Annotated in this window: 19 protein-coding genes; 7 read left to right on the top strand and 12 right to left on the bottom strand. The window is 68.4% G+C overall.

Translation table 11 applies throughout. From position 1 onward, the window contains the following. Positions 1 to 200 precede the first annotated feature (200 nt). From bglX to ASC70_RS11255, 3 genes are all read right to left on the bottom strand, one after another. Entirely contained in the window at positions 201 to 2,504 is a 2,304-nt protein-coding gene (gene bglX, locus ASC70_RS11265; protein ID WP_056050076.1) for a beta-glucosidase BglX, read from the bottom strand. Positions 2,505 to 2,592: 88 nt separating this feature from the next. Beyond that, positions 2,593 to 3,939 carry a dicarboxylate/amino acid:cation symporter gene (locus ASC70_RS11260; RefSeq protein WP_056050074.1) on the bottom strand — a complete coding sequence of 449 codons (1,347 nt, stop codon included), beginning with the start codon at positions 3,937 to 3,939 and terminating at the stop codon, positions 2,593 to 2,595. 97 nt (positions 3,940 to 4,036) lie between these two features. Continuing rightward, the gene (locus ASC70_RS11255) at positions 4,037 to 4,831 is read right to left on the bottom strand and encodes a DUF2306 domain-containing protein (RefSeq protein WP_056050072.1); all 795 of its coding nucleotides are present in this window, start codon (positions 4,829 to 4,831) and stop codon (positions 4,037 to 4,039) included. Positions 4,832 to 4,951: 120 nt separating this feature from the next. Here ASC70_RS11255 and ASC70_RS11250 point away from each other — a divergent pair, with 120 nt between their 5' ends. Beyond that, positions 4,952 to 5,998: an AraC family transcriptional regulator gene (locus ASC70_RS11250; protein WP_056050070.1), complete on the top strand. Its 1,047-nt coding sequence runs from the start codon at positions 4,952 to 4,954 to the stop codon at positions 5,996 to 5,998. Here ASC70_RS11250 and ASC70_RS11245 read toward each other — a convergent pair. Beyond that, positions 5,995 to 7,125, bottom strand: coding sequence for an HlyD family secretion protein (locus ASC70_RS11245; RefSeq protein WP_056050068.1), 1,131 nt, complete (start codon positions 7,123 to 7,125; stop codon positions 5,995 to 5,997). The genes ASC70_RS11250 and ASC70_RS11245 overlap by 4 nt on opposite strands. After that, entirely contained in the window at positions 7,122 to 7,715 is a 594-nt protein-coding gene (locus tag ASC70_RS11240) for a TetR/AcrR family transcriptional regulator (protein WP_056050066.1), read from the bottom strand. The genes ASC70_RS11245 and ASC70_RS11240 overlap by 4 nt, the downstream gene beginning before the upstream one ends. A gap of 76 nt (positions 7,716 to 7,791) precedes the next feature. Between ASC70_RS11240 and ASC70_RS11235 the strand changes: the two genes are divergently transcribed. After that, complete coding sequence (locus ASC70_RS11235; RefSeq protein WP_056050065.1) at positions 7,792 to 9,378, top strand: DHA2 family efflux MFS transporter permease subunit; 1,587 nt, start codon at positions 7,792 to 7,794, stop codon at positions 9,376 to 9,378. Positions 9,379 to 9,445: 67 nt separating this feature from the next. Here ASC70_RS11235 and ASC70_RS11230 read toward each other — a convergent pair whose 3' ends face one another. Continuing rightward, the gene (locus ASC70_RS11230) at positions 9,446 to 10,801 is read right to left on the bottom strand and encodes a sugar MFS transporter (RefSeq protein ID WP_056050062.1); all 1,356 of its coding nucleotides are present in this window, start codon (positions 10,799 to 10,801) and stop codon (positions 9,446 to 9,448) included. A gap of 212 nt (positions 10,802 to 11,013) precedes the next feature. Between ASC70_RS11230 and ASC70_RS11225 the strand changes: the two genes are divergently transcribed. Beyond that, positions 11,014 to 11,181 carry a hypothetical protein gene (locus ASC70_RS11225; protein WP_156396183.1) on the top strand — a complete coding sequence of 56 codons (168 nt, stop codon included), beginning with the start codon at positions 11,014 to 11,016 and terminating at the stop codon, positions 11,179 to 11,181. Here ASC70_RS11225 and ASC70_RS11220 read toward each other — a convergent pair. Genes ASC70_RS11220 through ASC70_RS11210 form a run of 3 tightly spaced genes read right to left on the bottom strand, consistent with a single transcriptional unit; the run spans position 11,151 to position 15,017 of the window. After that, complete coding sequence (locus ASC70_RS11220; RefSeq protein ID WP_056050058.1) at positions 11,151 to 13,067, bottom strand: hypothetical protein; 1,917 nt, start codon at positions 13,065 to 13,067, stop codon at positions 11,151 to 11,153. The genes ASC70_RS11225 and ASC70_RS11220 overlap by 31 nt on opposite strands. Continuing rightward, positions 13,064 to 13,501: a GtrA family protein gene (locus ASC70_RS11215; protein ID WP_056050056.1), complete on the bottom strand. Its 438-nt coding sequence runs from the start codon at positions 13,499 to 13,501 to the stop codon at positions 13,064 to 13,066. The genes ASC70_RS11220 and ASC70_RS11215 overlap by 4 nt, the downstream gene beginning before the upstream one ends. A 1-nt stretch (position 13,502) precedes the next feature. Further along, entirely contained in the window at positions 13,503 to 15,017 is a 1,515-nt protein-coding gene (locus tag ASC70_RS11210) for an NAD(P)/FAD-dependent oxidoreductase (RefSeq protein WP_056050054.1), read from the bottom strand. Between the two features lie 1,339 nt (positions 15,018 to 16,356). Between ASC70_RS11210 and ASC70_RS24955 the strand changes: the two genes are divergently transcribed. Then, positions 16,357 to 16,698, top strand: coding sequence for a hypothetical protein (locus ASC70_RS24955; protein ID WP_156136801.1), 342 nt, complete (start codon positions 16,357 to 16,359; stop codon positions 16,696 to 16,698). Between the two features lie 26 nt (positions 16,699 to 16,724). Here ASC70_RS24955 and upp read toward each other — a convergent pair whose 3' ends face one another. The 3 genes from upp to ASC70_RS11195 are packed head-to-tail and all read right to left on the bottom strand — an operon-like array spanning position 16,725 to position 20,072. Beyond that, on the bottom strand, positions 16,725 to 17,366 hold the full coding sequence (gene upp / locus ASC70_RS11205; RefSeq protein ID WP_047408948.1) for a uracil phosphoribosyltransferase: 642 nt from the start codon (positions 17,364 to 17,366) through the stop codon (positions 16,725 to 16,727). Positions 17,367 to 17,418: 52 nt separating this feature from the next. After that, on the bottom strand, positions 17,419 to 19,602 hold the full coding sequence (locus tag ASC70_RS11200; RefSeq protein ID WP_056050052.1) for a xanthine dehydrogenase family protein molybdopterin-binding subunit: 2,184 nt from the start codon (positions 19,600 to 19,602) through the stop codon (positions 17,419 to 17,421). 2 nt (positions 19,603 to 19,604) lie between these two features. Continuing rightward, a complete protein-coding gene (locus ASC70_RS11195; protein WP_056050049.1) occupies positions 19,605 to 20,072 on the bottom strand; it encodes a (2Fe-2S)-binding protein in 468 nt (155 codons plus the stop codon). Positions 20,073 to 20,297: 225 nt separating this feature from the next. On the opposite strand from ASC70_RS11195, the gene ASC70_RS11190 reads away from it, so the two are divergent. The 3 genes from ASC70_RS11190 to ASC70_RS11180 are packed head-to-tail and all read left to right on the top strand — an operon-like array spanning position 20,298 to position 22,502. Beyond that, positions 20,298 to 20,942 (top strand): DUF47 domain-containing protein, encoded by a 645-nt coding sequence (locus tag ASC70_RS11190; protein ID WP_056050047.1) that lies wholly within the window; start codon positions 20,298 to 20,300, stop codon positions 20,940 to 20,942. A gap of 4 nt (positions 20,943 to 20,946) precedes the next feature. Further along, the gene (locus ASC70_RS11185; protein ID WP_056050046.1) at positions 20,947 to 21,948 is read left to right on the top strand and encodes an inorganic phosphate transporter; all 1,002 of its coding nucleotides are present in this window, start codon (positions 20,947 to 20,949) and stop codon (positions 21,946 to 21,948) included. Then, a complete protein-coding gene (locus ASC70_RS11180) occupies positions 21,945 to 22,502 on the top strand; it encodes an NUDIX hydrolase (protein ID WP_052196810.1) in 558 nt (185 codons plus the stop codon). The genes ASC70_RS11185 and ASC70_RS11180 overlap by 4 nt, the downstream gene beginning before the upstream one ends. Positions 22,503 to 22,568: the final 66 nt, after the last annotated feature.

Here is a 22,568-nt window from a genome sequence, read left to right as displayed (position 1 = left end):
GCGACCAAGCCCCGAGTCGAGCCGATTTTGACGCCTAGAATTGCAACAAAGCCTTGCAAGACAAGGGCCTGGCCTGGACCTGGATCATCCGTTCACTGTTCCGATATTGCCGTATTTTGCTTTCCGACGACCAGTCCAAGTGCGACGAAAAGCCGCGCCCGCCACATTCAAGACCAATTTCCTAACGGATCGATTCGGCTTCAGCCCTGCCCCGCCGCCAGCAGCTCGAAGCTCGCGCCCAGGCCATCGACCGAGGAATTGGCGATCCAGACGTCGAAAACGCCCGGTTCGGCGAGCCAGTAGTCATTGTCGCCGACGAACATCAGGTGCTCGCGCTTCAGCTCGAACCTGACTTCGCGCTCGGCCCCCGGAGCCAGGGACACCCGCTGGAAGCCCTTCAGCTCGCGCACGGGCCGCGTGCGGCTGGCCACACGATCGCGGATATACAGCTGGACCACGTGCTCGCCGTGAACCTGACCGACGTTGCGCACCTTGGCGGTGACGTGCAGCGTGTCATTCCAAGCCAGACGCGCGGTGCTGAGCTTCACGTCCGAGACCGCGAAGCTGGCGTAGGTCAGACCGAAGCCGAACGGATATAGGGCGTCGTTGCGGATCGAGCGCCAGCGCGCCTTGTACTCCTGGCCGTTCGGATCCGCGGGCGCCGGACGCCCCGTGGTGCGGCCATTGTAGAAGAACGGCTCCTGACCGCTGTCGATCGGGAAGCTGACCGGCAGGCGGCCCGACGGGTTCACCGCCCCGAACAGCACGTCGGCCACGGCGTTGCCCATCTCGCTGCCCAGGAACCAGGTGGCCAGGATCGCAGGCGCGTCGCGCACCACGCCTTCCAGGGCGATGGCGCGGCCGTGGCGCAGCAGGACGACGACGGACTTGCCGGTGGCGGCGATCGCCTCGGCCAGGCGCTGTTGCACGGCGGGGATGCGGATGTCGGTGCGCGACTTGGCCTCGCCGGTCATGTCCTGGCTCTCGCCGATCGCCAGCAGGACGATATCGGCGGCCTGCGCCGCGGCCACGGCCCGCTCGAAGCCACCGGCGATGGTGGTCTCGACCTCGCAACCGCGCTCGACGATCAGGCTGTTCGGGTCGGCCATCTGGGCCCGCAGCCCCGTGGCCAGGTCGACGTTCAGCCGCCGGTCGGCGAAGAAGCCGCCCCAAGCGCCCAGTACATTCTCGCGATCGTCCGCGAAGGGGCCGATCAGCGCCAGGCGCTTGCCCGCCTTGGGCAAAGGCAGCAGGGCGCGGTCGTTCTTCAGCAGCACGATCGACCGACCGCCGGCTTCCCGACTGAGCGCCCGCATCGCCGGCGTGGCGGTGTGTGCAGCCTCGGCCTTGGGATCGAGCGAGCGATAGGGATTGTCGAACAGGCCGATCGCCTCCTTCAGCGACAGCACCCGCCGCACGGCGGCGTCGACGGTCGCCATCGGCACCGCGCCCGAGGCGACCAGTTCCGGCAGATAGCGAATGTAGACGCCGCTCTGCATGCTGATGTCGACGCCGGCCAGGATGGCCAGGCGCGCGGCGTCACGGTCGTCGGCGGCGAAGCCGTGGGCCACCAGCTCCTGGTCGGCGGTGTAGTCCGAGATGACCACGCCCTTGAAACCCCACTCCCCGCGCAGCAGGTCGGTCAGCAGGCGCTTGTTGGCGGTGGCGGGCACGCCGTTCACGTCGTTGAAGGCCGACATCACGGTCAGGGCCCCCGCCGCAAAGGCGGCCTGGAACGGCGGCAGGTGCACCTCGCGCAGGGTCGCTTCCGACAGCTCGACGGAATTGTATTCCAGCCCCGCCGTCACCGCGCCGTAGGCGGCGAAGTGCTTGGGCGTGGCGAGCATGCTGTCGTCGGCCTTCAGGTCCTTGCCCTGGAAGCCGCGCACGCGGGCGGCGGCCATCACCGCCCCCAGGAAGACGTCCTCGCCCGAGCCCTCGGCCACGCGGCCCCAGCGCTGATCGCGGGCGACGTCGACCATCGGCGCGAAGGTCCAGTGCAAGCCCGTGGCCGTGGCCTCGACGGCCGCCGCCCGGGCGGTGCGCTCGGCCAGGTGCGGATCGAAACTGGCGGCCTCGGCCAGAGGGATCGGGAACACGGTGCGGAAGCCGTGGATCACGTCGGCGGCGAACAGCAGCGGGATTTTCAGGCGCGAGCCTTCGACCGCGGCCTTCTGGGTGTCGTAGGCGGCCTGGGCCCCGACGCCGTTCATCAGCACCCCGATCCGCCCGGCCTTGACCTCGGCGGTCAGGGTCTGGGCGTTGCGGATGTTGACCAGCGGGTTCATGTCGCCGATCGGCGGCCGGATCATGTCGGCGAAGCACGACAGCTGGCCGGCCTTCTCCTCGATCGTCATCTGGGCCAGCAGGGCCTCGACGCGATTGGAGGCTCGAGCGAAGGCGCGCGGGGTCGCGACAGCCAGGCCCGCCAAGGCCGCCGCGCCGGACAGGAAGCCGCGCCGGCTCGCCCCCACGGGGGCGCCGTTCGCCGTCTTCAAAGTCATGGAATCCCCCGGGGACGCTTCACCAAGCGGGCAAAATCGCCGCTAAAGGGCCCTCTTGCAACCAACTTGGGGGCGCAACCGCGCTCGCCTATTCGGCCGCGTGCAGGGTCGCCTCGGCCGGAACGCGAGCGGCGTTGTAGATGTCGAGGTCCAGTATGCCTTCGCGCTTGGACACGATGGTCGGGACCAGGGCCTGGCCGGCGACGTTCACGGCCGTGCGGCCCATGTCCAGGATCGGGTCGATGGCCAGCAGCAGCCCCGCGCCTTCCAGCGGCAGGCCCAAGGTCGACAAGGTCAGGGTCAACATCACTGTCGCGCCGGTCAGGCCCGCCGTGGCGGCCGAACCGATCACCGAGACGAAGACGATCAGGAAATAGTCCGACACGCCCAGGTGCACGCCGAAGAACTGGGCCACGAAGATCGCCGAGATCGCCGGATAGATGGCCGCGCAGCCGTCCATCTTGGTGGTCGCACCGAACGGCACGGCGAAGGCGGCATAGGCGCGCGGCACGCCCAGGCTGGTCTCGGTCACCGCCTCGGTCACCGGCAGGGTGCCGACCGACGAGCGCGACACGAAGCCCAGCTGGATCGCGGGCCAGGCGCCCTGGAAGAACTTCACCGGATTCAGGCCGTTCAGCGCCAGGATCGTCGGGTAGACGACCAGCAGCACCAGGGCCAGGCCGAGATAGATCGCGCCGGTGAAGGCCCCGAGCTGGCCTAGGGTGGTCCAGCCATATTGGGCCACGGCGTTGCCGAACAGGCCGATGGTGCCGATCGGCGTCAGGCGGATCACCCACCACAGCACCTTGCGCACGATGGCCAGGGCCGAGGCGTTGAACTTCAGGAAGGCCTCGCCCGCCTCGCCGACCTTCAGGGCCGCGACGCCGGCGACCAGCGAGATCACCACGATCTGCAGGACGTTGAACGACAGCGAGGTCGTGGCCGCGCCGGCGTCCGAGATCTTGGTCGAGGCGGCCAGGCCCAGGATGTTGCCGGGCACCAGGCCGGTCAGGAAGTCCAGCCACGAGCCATGGGTCTTGGGCGCCTTGGCGGCCGCGGCGGCGACCGACGTATGCAGGCCCGGCTGCAGGATCAAGCCCAGGGCGATGCCGATCAGCACCGCGATCAGGGCCGTGACCGCGAACCAGAACAGGGTCCGCCAGACCAGGCGGGCGGCGTTCTGCATCTGGGCGATATTGGCGATGCTGGCGACGATGGCCGTGAACACCAGCGGCGGCACCAGGGTGCGCAGCAGTTGGATGAAGATCGCCCCGACCTGGTGCAGGGTCTCGGCCAGGACGTAGCCCGCCTGCCCTTCCGCCGGTCCCAGGTTGCGCGCCAGCAAGCCGAGGCCCAGGCCCACGACCATGGCGGCCAGGACCTGGATCCCGAACCCGCTGATGAAGCGGCTGCTTTTAGCTTGGGCGGCGGCCATGTTCGTTCCTTGGCAACTCAAGGCGTCAATGTCGTGCCGCGCGGTGGGATTTACGAGCGAGGTTTTTCCACAGGCTCCTTCAGGAAAACTGATCTGCCTAAAGACGCGGCAACCACAGACCGATCGCCGCCAGCAACCCGCCCGCCGCCGTCGCCAGGGTGGCCACCGTCATCCCGCCGGCCATGGCCCACTTGGCGAGGACCCCGCCCTTGTCTCGCGCCAGCAGATAGAGCTCCAGCACGGCCAGGGGCAGCAGGACGTGGGCGAAGGCCAGGAAGATGTCGAACGGGCCGTCGAAGGCGTCGGTGTGGCCGACAGGGCCTCGATTGGCGACAAACCACAGCATCATGCCCAGGCGATAGAAGAAGACGCCCAACATCAGAACGAAGGCCCGCAGCGCCCAGCGCCTGTGAAGGTCGAACCGCCGCTTCACGGCGAACTTCAGCGCCAAACCCGCGCAGGTCATCAGCAGCACGGCGTTCAGCGTATTGCCGACCGCCATGTAGACCCCGGCCACCGCACCCCGCGTCAAGGCGATGTAGAGGCCTGACCCGGCGATAGCGAAGGCCACCGCGATGAAGATCCGCCCGTTCCAGCGATGATAGGCCGGCGCTTTCGCTCGCAGCGCCGGAACCAACTGCATCGCGCCGGCGAAGGTGACGAACACCGCCATCAGCAGGTGGACGCCCAGCGCCAGGTTCCCCGCCGTGTCGCCGCGCGTATAGCCGTGGCCGCTGGGCAGCACGGCGTTCCAGCGCTCCCAGTTCCCGGTCGCCGCGCCCACGCCGTAGAGGCCGACGATATAGATCCCGAAAGCCCAGAGCCCTCCGACCAGGGCGACGAACCAGGCGGCGGCCGAAAGGCTCAGCGCCTTGGCGGCGGTCGACTTCATACGCAAATCCCGTCCCGACAAGCATCCCTCGGAGCCAGGCTAGGGATCAACGCCGGCCGGAGCCATGACGCGCAGCGCCATGAACTTGACCCTGGCGATCACCCTGCTACCGCTCGGCCCATGGCGAGCGTCCCCCACGAAAGCGGCCCCGGCGAGAGCGTGCGGACCCAGGCGACCGTATCGGGCGGGTTCTTCAGCGCCCTGCTGGCGTTCGCCGTGTCGCTGGGCGCGGATCGGGACGCCCTGCTGGCGCGGACCGGCGTCCGCCCGGTCGACTTCGCCGACCAGGACGCCCGTGTGCCGCTGGCGGCCTACAAGGCGCTCTACCGAGCTGGCCAGGCGATGACCGGCGAGCCGGCCCTGGCCCTGAAGTTCCCAGAGGCCACCCGCTTCGAACAGATGTCGATCGTCGGCCTGATCTGCCAGTCGGCCGACACCATGGGCGGGGCGCTGAAGCAGTTGAACCGCTTCTCGCGGCTGGTGGTCGAGGTCGACGGCGTCTCCGACGGTCCGCGCTTCCAGCTGGCGCGCCGTGACGGCGAGCTGTGGCTGGAGGACCGCTGCTCGAACGCCGAGGACTTCCCCGAATTGGTCGAGGCGGCGCTGGGCCGGTTCGTCTGCGAAATGGCCCGCCACTATCCGGACTTCGCCTTCGTCCGCGCCGTGCATCTGACCCGGTCGCGCCCCGCCCACGCCGCCGAGTACGAGCGGATCCTGCGGGCGCCGGTGACCTTCGGCGCGGCCTGGAACGCGTTGCGTATCGAGGAGGCGTGGCTGGCGCTCGAGATCCATCGTCCCAACCGCTACGCGTTCGGCATGTTCAACGGCCACGCCGACGCGCTGCTCAAGAGCCTGGAAGCCACGAAGACCACGCGCGGCCGGGTCGAGGCCTTGCTGATCCCGCGGCTCCACACCGGCGAACTGGCCATGGACGACATCGCCAAGGCGCTGGGCCTCAGCCGCCAGACGCTCTATCGCCGCCTGCGCGCCGAAGGAGCCAGCTTCGACCGCGTGCTGAACGCCCTGCGTCACAAGATGGCCGAGACCTATCTCGAGCGCCTATCGGTCAACGAGACCGCCTATCTGGTCGGCTTCTCCGAAACCAGCGCCTTCTCCCGGGCCTTCAAGCGCTGGACCGGCGCCAGTCCGCGGAGCCGGAAGACCTAGTCCTCCAGCCGCACCTTCACCGTGGTCGACAGTCCCGGCCGCAGCCGAGCGACCTCGGCTTGGCCGGGATCGATGCGGATGCGGACCGGCACGCGCTGAACGATCTTGGTGAAGTTGCCCGTGCCCGGCTCGAACGGCAGCAGCGAGAACTGCGAACCCGAGCCCGGAGCGAAGCTCTCGACGTGACCCTTCAGCGTCTTGCCGCCCAGGGCGTCGACCTTGATCGTCGCTTCCTGCCCCGGGAGCATCCGCTCGACCTGAGTCTCCTTGAAGTTGGCGGTCACGTAGAGCGCCTTGATCGGTACGATGGTCATCAGCCGCGTGCCGGGCTGGACGTAGTCGCCAGGCTCGGCCTGGCGATCGCCGACCACGCCATCGATCGGCGAGACGATGACGGTATGGTTCTGGTCCTGGCGGGCCAGGATCAAGGCGGCGCGGGCGCGCGCCACGGCGGCCTGGGCCTGGGCGAGGTTGGCCGACAGGGTGGCGCGCTTGGCGCCCGTGACGGCGGCCTCGTCCTGGCTGACGGACAGCTGGGCGCGGCTGCGATCGGCGGCCGACTGGGCGCCAACGGCGGCGGCGCGAAAGCGTTCGACATCGCGCCGCGCCACCGCCCCGCTGTCGGCGAGGTCCTCATAGCGCTTGCGGTCGGCCTGGGCGCGGACGTTCTCGGCGTCGGCGGCGGCGATCGCGGTCTGGGCGGCGCGGATGTTCGAGCCCGCAAGGCGCTGTTCGGCGTCCAGCGAGATCAAGGCCGCGCGGGCGCTGGCGGCGGCGGCCTCGGCATTGGCGATGTCGGCCTCGGCCGAAGCGACGCGGGCGTCGAACTCCTCGGGATCGATGCGGACCAGGGCGTCGCCGCGCTTGACCGTCTGGTTGTGTCCGACCAGCACCTGGGCCACGAGGCCGCGCACCTTGGGCGCGACGCTGGAGCTGTCGGCTTGGACATAGGCCGCGTCGGTCGAGACCGAGCCCTTGGGCATGGCGATCAGCGCCGCGCCGCCGGCCGCCACGACGAGCGCGCCGCCCACGGCCAGCACCGTCTTGCGCGAGAACGGGGCCTTGCGGGCCTTCACGGTCTGCTTGGTCGCGACGCCCGAGGCGTCTTCGAAGGTGGCGTCGGTCATTGGGCGGCCTCCAGGCCGAGGCGGCGTTTCAGGTGCGCGCGCGAGCGTTCGAGAATGGCGTTGGAACGGTCCGGATCGGGCTCGGCCCGGGCCAGGGTCACGGCCCCGACCAGCTCGGCCAGGGTCGAGCTGGCCTCGTCCTCGGGGTGGTCGCGGCCAAGGGCCGAGAGGTGCGTGGCGATGATGCCCGTCAGATGGGCCACGCCCTTGGCGTAGCGCTGGCGGGACGGTTCGGAGAGACGAGGCGCGTCGACGGCCAGATAGGGCAACGGACATCCGCCTGTCCGCGAGTCCCGGTGCCGAGCTGACAGGTAGAAGTCGATGTAGCCGGTCAAGGCTTCGCGCGGCGGCTGGCCCTTCACCTTTTCCAGCATGGCCGTAGGCCCGCCTTCGAACATGTGGGCGATCGCGTCGGCGACGAAGGCCTCCTTCGACGGAAAGTGGGCGTAGAAGCCCCCGTGCGTCAGGCCCGCGCGGGCCATGACCCCGGCCACGCCCAGGCGGTGCGGCCCTTCCTCGCGGATGGCCTTGGCGGCCTCGTCCAGCACCTTCTGGCGGGTGCGCGCCTTGTGCTCGTTGTCGTAACGCATCTTGCGGCCTCGATTATATGACGCATATAATATGATAGGCGTCATACTTTCAAGGGGCGCTCCCTGGGATCAGACCATGAGCGACGCCGCCAAGCCGATCGATCCGGGCGCCCTGCCCACCCCGACCAAGTTCCTGATCTTCGCGGTGATGGCGTTCGGGCAGTTCATGGCCTTGATCGACATCCAGATCGTCGCCGCCTCGCTGAACAGCGTGCAGGCGGGCCTGTCGGCCGGACCGGACGAGATCAGCTGGGTGCAGACCGGCTATCTGATGGCCGAGCTGGTGATGATCCCGTTCGCCGCCTTCCTGGCCCAGGCGCTGTCGACCCGGTGGCTGTTCGCTCTGTCGGCCGGGCTGTTCACGATCTCGTCGGCCCTGTGCGGCATGGCCTGGGACATCAACTCGATGATCCTGTTCCGGGTGCTGCAAGGCTTCACCGGCGGGGCCATGGTGCCGACCGTGTTCGCCACCGGCTTCGCCATGTTCTCGGGCCCGCAGCGGGCGATGATCCCGGCGATCCTCGGCATGGTCTCGGTGCTGGCCCCGACCCTGGGCCCGACGGTCGGCGGCTGGCTGACCGAAGCCATCGGCTGGCGCTCGATCTTCTACATCAACATCGTTCCAGGGGCTCTGGTTACGCTACTGGCGATCAACGTGATCAAGGTCGATCGGCCCAAGCTCTCCATGCTGAAGACCATCGACTATTCGCACCTGGCCGCGATGGCCGTGCTGCTGGGCGGACTGGAATACGTGCTGGAGGAAGGTCCGCGCCGGCAGTGGTTCGAGGACGACGGCATCGCCATCGCCGCCTGGGTGACCCTGGTGGCGCTGGGCCTGTTCATCGAGCGCTCGCTCCGATCAGGCGGACCGATCGTCAAGCTGTCGCCGTTCCGCAAGCCGACCTTCGCCTTCGCCTGCCTGTTCAACCTGGTGATCGGCTTCGGCCTCTATTCTTCGACCTATCTGATCCCGATCTTCCTGGGCCGGGTGCGCGGCTATGACAGCCTGGAGATCGGCACGACGGTTGTGGTCACGGGCATCGCCCAGATCCTGTCGACCGTGATCGCCGCGCGGCTGTCCACGCGGGTGGACGCCCGGATCACCGTCAGCATCGGCCTGACCCTGTTCGCCGCGGCGCTGTGGCTGACCTCGCACATGACCAGCGAGTGGGGCTTCATGGCGCTGCTGGGCCCGCAGGCGCTGCGGGGCTTCGCGATCATGCTGTGCATCGTGCCCAGCGTGACCCTGGCCCTGGGCGGTTTCGAGGCGGCCGAGCTGCGCTACGCTTCGGGCCTGTTCAACCTGATGCGCAATCTGGGCGGCGCGATCGGCATCGCGGTCGTCAACACCTGGCTGGGCGACAACGCCCGGATCCACGTGGCCCGGTTCGGCGAGGCGCTGGGCGAGGCCGGCCGCTCGGGAACCGACGCGCTGGGAACCCTGGCCGCCCGCATCGCCGAGCGTACGCCCGACGCCGCCCAGGCCGCGCTGGTCATGCAGGGCGAGCTGGCCCGGGTGGTCGGCCGCGAGGCCCTGACCCTGGCCTTCAACGACGTCTTCCGCATCATGGCCGTGCTGTTCCTGGCGGCCCTGGTCATGGCGCCGTTCTGCAAGCCGCCGCCCCTGGCGGGCGCGGCCCCTCCTCCGCCCGACGCCCACTGAGATCAAAAAAGAACCCCGGGAAGATGGACTTCCCGGGGCGCGCTTGCAGGTGCGAGTGGGTGTTCGGTCAGTGACCGCTGGCCACGCCTTCCTCGATCTCGTGGGTCGGGGCCTTCTTGGCCGCGATCGAGAACCACAGGACGTAGAGGTAGCAGATCAGCGGCGCGGCGAAGGCCAGCGACTTGGAGCCGGTCATCTCCTCGATCTTGCCGAAGATCAGCGGCAGGAAGGCGCCGCCGACGATGGCCATGCACAGCAGGCCCGAGGTCGCCGAGGCCGGGGCCGACGAGCGCTGCAGGGTCAGGGTGAAGATGGTCGGGAACATGATCGAGTTGAATAGGCCGATCAGCAGGGCCGCGAAGGCCGGGATCAGACCGGTCGTCACCGGAACCGTGGCCAGCAGCAGGCTCACCTCGCCGGCATGGGCGCTGGGGACCATGTCCTTGGTGAGGATCACGACTAGGCTGAGCGCGATCGCGCCCAGGGCCACGAAGGTCAGCAGGGCGTAGTCCTTGAACGACTTCAGCAAGGCCGAGCCGCCAAAGCGGCCGATCATGGCGAAGACCATGTAGAAGGTGGTCATCTTACCGGCCTGCTCGGCCGGGATGTTGAGGATGTGCGCCTGCTCGATGAACAGCAGCAGGTTCAGCGAGATCGCCACCTCGGCGCCGACGTAAAGGAAGATACCGATCGAGCCGAGATTGGCCCATTTGGACGACAGAGCCGTCAGCGGGTTGACGAAGTGGCCGGTCTTCGGCGCGGCGTCGGTGATCCGCTGGCGCACGAAGAAGATGGCCAGGATGAACAGGGCCAGGCCCAGACCGATCACGAAATAGACGTTTGAGACGAAGCCCAGGGCCTGCTCACGCATCGGCTCGGTGATCGTGATCCCCTTCTGGAAGATCTCGCCCTTGAGCAGGAAATTGGCGCCGAACCACAGGCCGCAGGCCGCGCCCAGCGAGTTGAACGACTGCGACAGGTTCAGGCGGAACGAGCTGTCCTCGGGCCGGCCCATCGAGGCGATCAGCGGGTTGGCGGCCACCTGCAGCAGGGTGATGCCCGAGGCCATCACGAACAGGGCGGTCAGCACCAGGGCGAAGGTGTGCAGCTTGGCCGCGGCGATGGCGATGAAGCAGCCGACGACGATGCCGCCCAGGCCGACCATCACCGATTTGGCGTAGCCGAACTTCGACAGGAACGCCGCCGAGGGCATCGACATGACGCCGTAGGCGATAAAGAAGGCGAAGCCGGTCAGGTTGGCTTCCACCGGGGTCAGGGTGAAGACCGTCTTCATGGTCTTCAGCAGCGGGTCCAGCAGGTTGGTGACCAGCGCCCAGATGAAGAACAGGCACGTCACATAGACGATGGCGAGCTTGACGCCCCCGCTCTTGGGCGCGGCCTTGGCGATCGCGGCGTCGGTCATTGGGCGACACCCCCGAAATTGAACTTCAACACCGCAATCACTGCACCACTCCCTAGTGACGATATTCGTGGAATCCGTCTTTGCGCGGACGCGCCATTCACCGGAAGCGTGACAACGTTGTCAACCATTTAGATGGCTTTTCGGTTTTTGGAAGCGCTGCCAGGGGAACCGAAATTCCGTCACGCCGCTAAATGGAACGGCAGGAGGCCATCATGTCGGTTCTGGCGATCCTAATGATTTCGAGCTTCTTCGTGCTGGCGGCGATGGTCGGCCTGGCTGACGCCTTCGTGCACTTCGTCTGCTGGAGCGCCAACCGCCTGACGGCGCGCAAGACCGCCGACCAGCCGGATCATTCGCCCGCGCACGGAATGACGGCATAGCGGTCAGCCCGGGGGGCGCGTTTCGCGTCCAGCTCAAGCAAGTCATTCACAAACGGCGCGCCGGGCGTCCAGTCGTGGGCCGCGAGCGCGGACTCCGGCGGCGGCGCGTCGCTCCAGCGGGGCCAGATGATCCATGCCGGCGCGTCCGACGCGGCGCAGAACGCCTCGACCCGCTTACGTTCCGGCGAAGGCGGGCGCCGCGCGGGGACGGTGAGCGGCCGCTCGAAGTCCTGGCCCACCAAGCCGGCCTCGGTGAGACGCCTGGCGCGATCCCGGATCTCGAGGGCGAGAGGTCGCGAGAACACCACGCCAGCCCCCTGCACCTTCGCGGACCAGCTGGAGCGGCCCATCAGCACCCAGGGTTCGACATCGCCGCCGAGCCAAAGCACCGGCCCCGATCGCGCCGCGGTCAGGGCGACCAGGGCCGGATCCGGCCCCCTGTCGCGAAAGCGGACGAAGGCGCTCCGATCGTCCCAGAGCGCGGCCGCCAGCAAAACGACGACGGCGGCCCCGGCGAGACGGATCGCGATCGGCGGCGGAGACCAGGCCCTGGCGAGCCAGACGCCGAGAACCGAGGCGATCAGCAGTCCCGGCAAGTCACTGAACCAGACGATTGTCTGGCTGTAGGCGTCGATTCGCCCGAGCTTGTGGACCAGGCCGGCGACGTACAGCTGGACGCAGAGGCCGGCCGCCACCGCCAGGAGACCGGCCGCCAACCCGGAAAACAGCTTCGGATGACTGAAACGCATCGCGCCGCCCACCGCCACGAAGAGCAGGCCGACAGGCGCGGTCAGCAGGCCCGCCGCGCCCAGGTCGCGGAACATCCAACCGAGCCCCAGCAAGGCCAGGGCGATAAGGCCCGAAGGACCGCGGCGGGGAAGTTCGGCGCAGAGCGGAGCGAGGCAGGCCAGGGCCAACACCGCCAGTGGCTGGAGCGTCCGCCAGCTTTGAACCTGCAGGAACAGCAGCAGCGACAGCCGGTCACCCAGGACGGCGACGACGGCCACGCCGAGCAGGCCGGCGACAAGCGCCCCGAGCGCCAGACGCCGAGCCCTGCCCTCGAGCAGGAAAGCACCCGCCGCCAGGGTGCAGGCCTGAACCGCCAAACGGCTCCAGGCCTCGATCGGCCAGAGGGAGGTGAACAGGATCGGGCTGCGGGTCTCGACCACCGCGCGCCAGGCCGGGTCCATGACCGTGACGATGCGATCGGCGACGGGCAGATGGGCGAGGCCAGCCAGGGTGATGGCGCCGACGCCGGCCAGGCCTGCCCAGAGCCAGCGCCGGTCCTCGAGACAGAGCGCCAGCGCGATCGCCGCGGCCGAACACAGCCCCATGATCGGGTGGAACAGCATGCCGAGGGCGCAGGCGCCGAGGCCCAGGAAGCGCCGCCCCGACAGATAGGCCGCCATGCCCGCGAGGCCCGCGGCCTCGACCAGACCGCGTGGCGTCGCATAGGGCTCGGCGAAACCGATGACGTTCAACGGGCCGTACAGCGAGGGCAGCGTGGCCACGAAGACCAGGGCCGCCCAGCGCAAGCCCGCTGGCCGATCGGCCAGGAAGCGCTCGACCATCAGCGCCGCCGCCGCGAACCAGAGGACCAGGGTCAGGGCCACGATCGCCATCGTCCCGCCCGATATCCCCAGCAGGCGGATCAGCTGCGCCAGCATCGGCGTGTAGAGACTGAAGCCGAACTGGCCGTCGTGGACGAACATCAGGTCCTTGCCCACGCCGGACGGATCCAGCTTGGCCAGGGCGGCCGCCACATAGAGGCGGCCGTCGTGATAGACGCCCGGATAGGCGCGGCTCAACAGGAAGAGGCCGAAGGCCGCCAACAGCCCCGGCCAGGCTCCCTTGGCCCACGAGGAGACGCGGTCGGCCAGGCTCACGGCCGGGCGGCGTCGACGCGGGGCGCGCGGAACAGCAGCGCTCGGCGGACGGTGAAGTTGAACAGGAAGACGACGCCCGCGGTCGGGATCTTGGCCAGGCCGGGCGTCCAATGCAGCGCCTCGACCCAAAGCGCCATCAGGCCCTGGGTCAGGATCAGGCCCGCCAGGCCGACCCCGAGAAAGCCCACGAACTCGCGCCGACGGTCGGCGACCGGGCGATGGCGGAACACCATCGAGACCGACAGGACATAGGTCACGCCGATCCCGCTGGTGAAGCCGGCGCCGGAGGCGACCAGGTAGTTCACCCCGAGCTTGGTCAGCAGCAGCAGCAGGCCCCAGTCGACGCCCAGCGCCAGGGCGCTGGCCAGGCCGTAGAGCGCCAGTTCCCGCAAGCCTTCGGGAAGCCGCCGCCGGAGCTGGAGACCAAGGCCCATCCTAGGCGGCGACCTTCTTGGGCACGGCGCGTTCGCTGCGCAGGGCCTCGCGGGCCCCGGAGACGCCGGCTTCGCCGTACTCGGCGTCCTCGTTGACCTCCCAGACGTCGTGGAGGGTCTCGCCGGCGATGATGTTCTCGGCCGTCAGCAGGCCGGTCATCATGGCGTGGTCCTGGTTGTTGTACTTGTGCATGCCGTTGCGGCCGACCAGGTGCAGGCCCGGGAAGTGCATCTTCAGGTCCAGGCGGATCATCTTGATGTGCTCGGCATAGGCGTCGTCATAGACCGGATAGGCCTTGTGCTGGCGCACCACGCAGGCGTCGTAGACGTCGGCCGGCTCCATCAGGCCGATCTTGCCGATCTCGCGCTTGGCCTGGGCGACCAGGTCCTCGTCCGAGCTGGTCCACAGGCCGTCGCCCTCGAAGCAGAAATATTCCAGACCCAGGCAGGTCGAGACGCCGTCCGGGATCATTTCCGGCGACCACGAGCGGAAGTTCTGCACCCGGCCGACCTTCACCGACGGGTCGTGGATATAGATCCAGTTGTCCGGCAGCTCCTTCTGCGGCTTGCCGATCAGCACCACGGTGATGAAGTCGCGATACATCAGCTCGCCGGCGTGGAAGACGCTGATCGGGGTGGGCGAAACCGCCTGCATCAGCTCGCGGATCGGGGCCGAGGAGACGACGTCGTTGGCCGTGTAGATCTCTTTCTTGCCGTCGGCGCCGGAGACCGAAACCGTCCAGATCTTGGCCAGCTTGTCGTAGTGCAGGCCGTCGACCTTGCGGCCCAGGCGGACCTCGCCGCCCAGGGCGGTGATCTTGGCGGCGCAGGCCTCCCACATCATGCCGGGCCCCTTGCGGGGATAGCGGAAGCTCTCGATCAGGGTCTTGGGCGCGCCCTCCCCTGTCGCCTTGGCCCCCGTCTTGGCCTTGACGCCCAGCGAGCGCTTGACGCCGTCGACGATGGCGGCGGCCAGGTCCAGGCCCTTGATGCGCTGGCTGGCCCAGTCGGCCGAGATCTCGTCGCAGCTCATGCCCCACACCTTCTCGGTGTAGGTCTTGAAGAAGATCGAGAACAGCTTCTCGCCGAACTGGTTGCGGACCCATTCGTGGAAGGTGGTCGGCGCGGCGATCGGGCGGAACTTGGCCCAGCCGAACGAGGCCATGCACTTGGCCGCCGTCAGGACGCCCAGGTTGGCCAGGGCCTCGAAGGCCTTCAGCGGATAGGCGTAGAACTTCTCGCGATAATAGATCCGCGACAGGCGCGGGCGGTCGATGAAGTCGTCGGGCAGTATCTCGTTCCAGAGGTCGACGATCTCCTGGCTCTTCGAGAAGAAGCGGTGGCCGCCGATGTCGAACTTGAAGCCCTTGTAGTCCACCGTGCGGCTGATGCCGCCGACGTAGGAGGAGTCCATCTCCAGCACGGTCACGCCGCGCCCGGCCTTGGCCAGCGTATAGGCGGTCGTCAGGCCGGCCGGACCGGCGCCGATCACCAGGGTTTCCACGTGCTGGGCCATCCGCCCCTCCAATCCCATTTCAATACAGGATGAGGCGGGATGGTTAAGGCGGGGTCGCGAGGCGTGGTGAATCCCGGTTAATCGTGAATCTGGGACGATGGGTCGCGGTGGGGTTTGGTCACTTGCCCCCTCCGCGCCTGCGGCGCTCCTCCCCCGGAGGGGGAAGAAGGCGTCGCGCCAACCTTCCGCCCCCTCCGGGGGCGGACGGCCGCGAAGCGGCCANGAACGCCGGGGATACAGCGTGCTCAATCCCCGTACTTGCCCCCTCCGCGCCTGCGGCGCTCCTCCCCCGGAGGGGGAAGAAGGCGTCGCGCCAACCTTCCGCCCCCTCCGGGGGCGGACGGCCGCGAAGCGGCCAGGTGGGGGCAAGTGACATCGGCTTCACGCGGTTTACCGCTGAAGTTTGGTGGGGAGGCGACGGAGCGGCCGGGCGAACCCGGATGACCGTGAGTGTTTGTATGCGTTTCGGCTCGCTTACCGCTCCGCCAGGCTGTTCTCTGCCGTGAGGACGGCGGGCGTGAGCGTTATCTGCTCGGGCCTCCGCTACCCCCGGACGGGCGTGGACCAACTGGATCGGCTATTCCGTCTCCAGCTCGGCGATCCACGATAGGCGGCTTGTACGATCACCGCCCTGTCGTTTCGCCGCTCGGCCTTGTCCCGACAAGTCCGTCATCCACGTGCGCTCCTAAAGAGTAAGCCACGTGGCCTGACGAGCCAGCCGGGGACCTAACGGCGACCCCGCTCAGCCTATCCCCGTCGCCGCTTCGGGCCGGATCCAAGCGCCCTCCCCTTGCGACGGGGACGGGATTGATTGTGCAGCGGTTCTGAACGCAGATCATTCAGAGGCGCGTAAAAGTGAGAAGGCGTTGAAATCGCTGATTTCGATCTCGCGAATACCGGGGATACAGCGCGTCCAATCCCCGTGAATCCCTCTCTCTGAGAGAGAGGGAGGGGCCCACGCGAAGCGTGGGAGGGTGAGTGGTTGCACCCTCAGCCGGCGTGCCGGCACATCCCTCGCAACAGCGCCAAGATCGTCCAGGGGCTTCGCCTACCCTCTCACCCTCCCACCGCTATGCGGCGGGCCCCTCCCTCTCTGCATGAGAGAGGGGTTTTGGCGCCGCCCTCTTTACATCTCACGGCGAGACGATCGCAGGGCTGATCAGGTCACTCAAGGACGACGCTTCGCGTCGCCGCGCGCGGCCGCCGGAGGCGGTGTCGGCGGACTGACCTGATCAGCCCTGCACGCTGCAGCCTCCAAGAGATTTAAGGATCGCACCCGACCCGGGAGGTCGGCTCTCGACCCGTTGCAGATCAAGGCGTGAGATGAGATTTTTGGGTTATGCGAATTCTGACCATCTTCGAAGCCGCCTACGGTAGTCGGGAAAATCCCAATCTCGGTGACGCGGCTTGGTTGGTAGAGTCGCCGGAAAACCGTTCTCTAGCGACGCGCGTCTGGGCTGAAGCTGGTTCCGGCCCTGAGGTCACACTGTTCAATGCGCCCCTCGACGAACCAGGCGATGAAGATGCGTTGGCTCTGTTTGAAGACGTCGACCTTCATCACCCTTCGTGGACAGAGATCGGCTTTGTCGGGGTTCGGCTAACGGAGGAATTGGCACAGGTCATGCTGTCCCTTGGCGCGACTACTGCCGTCACCGATGCGGGCTTCATCGCCAGGCGATAGATCCGCCCTCCACCCCCAAGTCCCCCTCACCGCGTCCCGAACGTCCGATCCCCCGCGTCGCCCAGGCCCGGCACGATGTAGCCGTGCGCGTTCAGCTCGGCGTCGACCGCCGCCGTCCAGATCGGCACGTCCGGGTGGGCCGCCTGTAGCGCCTCGACGCCAGGTTGGGCGGCCAGCAGGCAGACGAAGCGCAGGTTGGTGACGCCGGCCGCCTTCAGGCGCGAGATGGCGGCGATGGCCGAGTGGCCGGTGGCCAGCATCGGGTCGACGACGATGACCAGGCGGCCGGCGATGTCTTCCGGGGCCTTGAAGTAATATTCGACCGCTTCCAGCGTGGCGTGGTCGCGATAGAGGCCGATGTGGGCCACGCGGGCCGAGGGCACCAGGTCCAGCATGCCCTCGCACATGCCCAGGCCCGCGCGCAGGATCGGGGCGAAGACCAGCTTCTTGCCGGCGATCTCGTAGGCCGTGGTCGGGGCGACCGGCGTCTCGATCTGGACGGGGTCCATCGGCAGGTCGCGGGTGATCTCGTAGCAGATCAGGGTCGCCACCTCGCGCATCAGGGCGCGGAAGGTCTTCGTCGAGGTCGTCTTGTCCCGCATCTTGGTCAGCTTGTGCTGGACGAGCGGGTGGCTGACGACGGTGACGTGCGACGGGACGGGGGACATCGGAAGACCTTGCTAGGAGCGGTTGCAACGCTCCTAGCACGGCGTCTCGAAATCAAGCCAGTTGGTCGCCGATCGGCAGGGTGCGGAGGCGCTTGCCGGTGGCGGCGAAAAGCGCGTTGCACAGCGCTGGCGGCGTCGGCGGATAGGCCGGCTCGCCCAGGCCCGTCGGCTTGTTGTCCGACAGCACGAAGGCCACCTCGACGGGCGGTGCCTCGGCCATGCGCAGCAGCGGGAAGTCGCCGAAATTGCTCTCGACCACCGCCCCGTTCTCGATGGTGATCTTCTGGCGCAGGGTCGCGCCGATGGCGTCCAGCACCGAGCCCTGCACCTGCTGCTCGGCCCCGCTGGGATTGACGATCTGGCGGCCGACGTCGACCGCGGCCCAGGCCTTGTGGACCTTGGGAGCCCCGCCCTCGCCCACCGAGGCCTCGACCACCACCGCCACATAGCCCTGGTGGCTGTAGTGGCAGGCCACGCCCAGGCCGGTCCCCTTCGGAACCTGGCGGCCCCAGCCGGACATCTCGGCGACGCGGTCCAGCACCCCGCGCATGCGGCCGGTGTGGAAGCTGTCGCCCTTGCCCGGTTCGCCCAGCAGGCGTGGCTCGCCCAGCAGGCGGCGGCGGAAGGCGACCGGGTCCTCGCCGGCCGCCAGGGCCAGTTCGTCGGTGAAGCTCTGCATCACCCAGCCGATGGCGTTGTTGCCCGGCGCGCGCAGCCAGCCCGTGGGCGCGCCCAGCGGCATGGTCGAGACGTCCATGGCGTAGTTGGCCACGGCGCGAGCGGGGAACTGATTGCCGCTGATGTTGCCGGCCCGGACGAACGTCTTTTCGCCGCCAAAGCTGATGAAGTGGTCGCGCCAGGCGACCAGCTCGCCCTTGTCGTCGAGGCCGGCGCTCAAATGGTGCCAGCCGGCCGGGCGGAAGAAGTCGTGCTGGATGTCGTCCTCGCGGGTCCAGACCAGCTTGATCGGCGCGCCGACCGCCTTGGAGATCCACGCCGCCTCGGCCATGAAGTCGTTCATCAGCCGCCGGCCGAAGCCGCCGCCGCTGCGGGTGAAGTGGATGGTGATGTCGTCCTGGCTGATGCCCAGCGTCTTGGCGACCAGCTCGCGGCCGTCCTCCGGGTTCTGGGCCGGGGCCCAGATCTCGACCTTGCCGTCCTTGAACGACGCCGTGCAGTTCTGCGGCTCCAGGGTGGCGTGGGCAATGAACGGGTAGTCGTACGAAGCTTGAACGCGCTTGGCCGCGCCCTTCAGGGCCGCGTCGACGTCGCCGTCCTTGCGCAGGGTGCGTTGCGGCGGCTGCTTCGCGAGCTCGGCGGCCTGGGCGGCGAAGCCGGCCGTGCTCTGAGCCGAGGTCGGGTGCTCGGCCCAGGTCACCTCCAGGGCGTTGCGGCCCTTGCGCGCCGCCCACCAGCTGTCGGCCACCACCGCCACGCCGGGCAGCAGGCCTTCCAGCGCCGTCCCGCCCTCGACGATGAAGGCGTCGCGCACGCCCTTGACGGCCTTGGCCGGGGCCAGGTCGACCTTGGCCACCTTGGCCGCGAACACCGGGGCCTTCAGGAAGGTGGCGTACAGCATGCCCGGCAGGCGCACGTCGATGCCGAACAGCGGCTGGCCGGTCACGATGGCGGCGTTGTCGAACTGGCCGTGCGGCTTGCCGACGATGCGGTAGGCCTTGGGATCCTTCAGCGGCACGGTCTGGGGATCGGGCGGCGTCAGCTTGGCGGCGGCCTCGACCAGCTCGCCATAGGCGATGCGGCGCTTGCCGGCCGGGTCGACGACGACGCCGGGCTCGGTGATCAGGCCCGCGGCCGGGACGTTCCAGCGCTGGGCGGCGGCCTGGATCAGCATGGCGCGACCCACGGCGCCAACCTGGCGGGTCGGCTCCCACTCGTCGGGGGTCGAGGTCGAGCCGCCGGCCGACTGCTCGCCATAGACCTTGGCGTCGACCGGGGCCTGTTCGATGCGGACCTTGGCCCAGTCGACGTCCAGCTCCTCGGCGATCATCATCGGCAACGAGGTCTTGATGCCTTGGCCGATCTCGGGCCGCTTGGCGGCGATGGTGACGATCCCGTCCGGGGCGATACGGACGAAGGCGTTCAAGGCCGGCCCCGAAGGCGCGCCCGCCGCCCGCGCCGCGCCCGGCAGGTTGAACGACAGCAGCAGCCCGCCGCCGGCGGCCGCGCCGGCTTGCAGGAACAGGCGGCGCGAGGGCTTGTCGAGCAGATCGGTCATGATCAGGCCTCCGCCTTGACGCCGGCGGCGACCTTGATCGCCTTCTTGATGCGGATGTAGGTGGCGCAGCGGCACAGGTTGCCGTTCATGGCCGCGTCGATCTGCGCGTCGGTGGGCTTGGGCGTGGCGGTCAGCAGAGCCGTGGCCGACATGATCTGGCCGGCCTGGCAGTAGCCGCACTGGGGCACGTCGATGGCCTTCCAGGCTTCCTGGACCTTGGCCCCGACCGGAGTCTTGCCGACGCCCTCGATCGTGGTCACGGCCTTCTTGCCCACGCGGCTGACCGGCGTAACGCAAGCCCGGACCGGCGCGCCGTCCAGGTGGACCGTGCAGGCGCCGCACAGGGCCGCCCCGCAGCCGTACTTGGCGCCGACCAGGCCCAGCGTGTCGCGCAGCACCCACAGCAGCGGCGTGTCGCCCTCGACGTCCGCTGTCCGCGTTTCTCCATTGATGGTGAGCGTGAACGCCATGACGCAACTCCCGTTCCTCTAGGTTGCGGCGATCCTGCCTCAACGCCGCCGTTCACGCGAGGACTGTCACACAAGTTTCACAGATAGGATTTGACGACCAAATCCTTCCGTGGTTCCGGTGCGCCGCGCGGCGGTCCGTTCACGGATGAACGCCGTTCCGCACGGATTTGCCGCCTCGCGTATCGAGGCGAAAACCAACCGCTTCGCACGAGGGAAAGAAGCACGATGCTGGGCTTGTTCAAGGCGGTCATGCCGAAGGAAGACGCGTTCTTCGAGCTGTTCTGCGCCCACGCGCGGACCCTGGTCGCCGGGGCCGAGGCCCTGCACGACATGACGGCCGGCGGCGACGCCGTCGAGGCCGCCAGCGCCCGCGTCTACCAGCATGAGGAGGAGGCTGACGAGGTCACCCGCCAGGTGATGGTCGCCGTGCGCCGCAGCTTCATCATCCCGTTCGACCGCAGCGACATCCAGGACCTGACCACCTCGCTGGACGACGCCATCGACCAGATGCGCAAGACCGCCAAGGTCGTCAGCCTGTTCGAGGTCAAGACCTTCGAGCCGCACATGCGCGAGATGACCCGCATCATCGTCGAGGCGGCCAAGCTGACCGAGGAGGCCGTGGGCCTGCTGCCGAAGATGCGCGTCAACGCCGGCAAGCTCAGCGAGATCGCGGTGAAGATCACCCAGATCGAGGAGCAGGCCGACCAGATGTACGACCAGGGCCGCAAGGACCTGTTCATGGCCCATCGGACCGGTGATCCGATGGCCTTCATCGTCGGGGTCGACATCTACAGCCACCTCGAAAAGGTCGTCGACCGCTTCGAGGACGTGGCCAACCGCATCAGCGGCATCGTCGTCGAGCAGGTCTGAGCCCGTGGACGCCACGCTCCTGATCCTGGTCTTCCTGGTCGTCGTCGCCCTGGCGTTCGACTTCCTGAACGGCCTGCACGACGCCGCCAACTCGATCGCCACGATCGTTTCCACGAGAGTGCTGTCCGCCCGCTGGGCGGTGCTGTGGGCGGCGTTCTTCAACTTCATCGCCTTCCTGTTCTTCGGCACCAGCGTGGCCAAGATGGTGGGCTCGGGCATCGTCGACCCGCACGTGATCAGCGACCGCCTGATCTTCGGCGCGCTGGGCGGAGCGATCACCTGGAACCTGCTGACCTGGTGGGCCGGGATCCCCTCGTCCAGCTCGCACGCCCTGATCGGCGGCCTGGTCGGCGCGGCGATCGCCAAGGTCGGCGGCCTCGGCGCGATTCAATGGGTGGGTCTGCGCAACACCGCCGCGGCGATCGTCGTCTCCCCCACCCTGGGCTTCCTCCTCGCCCTGCTGCTGGTGCTGGTGGTCTCCTGGACCTTCGTGAAGAGCTCGCCGTTCTTCGCCGACCGGGTGTTCCGCAAGCTGCAGTTCGCCTCGGCGGCGCTCTACAGCCTCGGCCACGGCGGCAACGACGCCCAGAAGACCATGGGCATCATCGCCGCCCTGCTGTTCGCCCATGGCGCCACCGACAAGGCCGGCCACATTCCGTTCTGGGTGATCATCGCCTGCCAGACGGCCATGGGCCTGGGAACCCTGTTCGGCGGTTGGCGCATTGTGCACACGATGGGCAGCAAGATCACCCGCCTGACCCCGATGCAGGGCTTCTGCGCCGAGACCGGCGGGGCCATCACCCTGTTCTTCTTCACCCACCTTGGCATTCCGGTCTCGACGACTCACACGATCACGGGCGCTATTGTCGGCGTCGGCGCCTCGCGCCGAGTCTCGGCGGTGCGCTGGGGCGTGGCCAAGGACATCGTCATCGCCTGGATCGTCACCCTGCCGGCGGCGGCTCTGACGGCGGCCGTGTTCTACTACCTGGGATTCTGGATGAAGTGACCGATACGGGGGCAAAGCAGGAGGGACGCAAGTCCGGCGGCAAGCGCCGCCAGGTCGCCGCCCTGCCCTGGCGGGGCGAGGGCGAGACCTTGCGCATCCTGCTGGTCTCCTCGCGCGAGACCCGCCGCTGGGTGATCCCCAAGGGCTGGCCGATGAAGGACAAGACCGACTTCGCCGCCGCCGCCCAGGAAGCCTATGAGGAAGCCGGGCTGGACGGGGTGATCTCCGAACGCCCGATCGGCGAATACGAATATCTCAAGAAGCTGAAGAGCGGCGCGGCTCGCCTGGTGAAGGTCGACGTCTTCCCGATGCAGGTCACCGGCGAGCACGCCACCTGGCCCGAGAAGGGCCAGCGCACCCTGGACTGGATGACGCCGGTCGAGGCCGCCCTCGCCGTCCAGGAGCCGGACCTGCGCGACCTGATCGCCCGCTTCGCCGGGATCGAGCTGCCGGAAGAACGCCCCGCGCCGCACCCCGCGCCGACCCCGGTCCGCGTGGCCTTCCAGCGCCTGCGCCGCCGCGTGACGGCGCTCTGGGGACGCTACCGGCGATAAAACTGTCATCCCGGCCAAGCGCGAAGCGCGCCGAGCCGGGACCGCCGGAAACGCCGGCGCTTGCCG

Origin of the sequence: Caulobacter sp. Root343 (assembly GCF_001425745.1) — a bacterium.
Taxonomy (GTDB): Bacteria; Pseudomonadota; Alphaproteobacteria; order Caulobacterales; family Caulobacteraceae; genus Caulobacter.
This window is presented reverse-complemented; position numbering and strand designations above follow the sequence as displayed.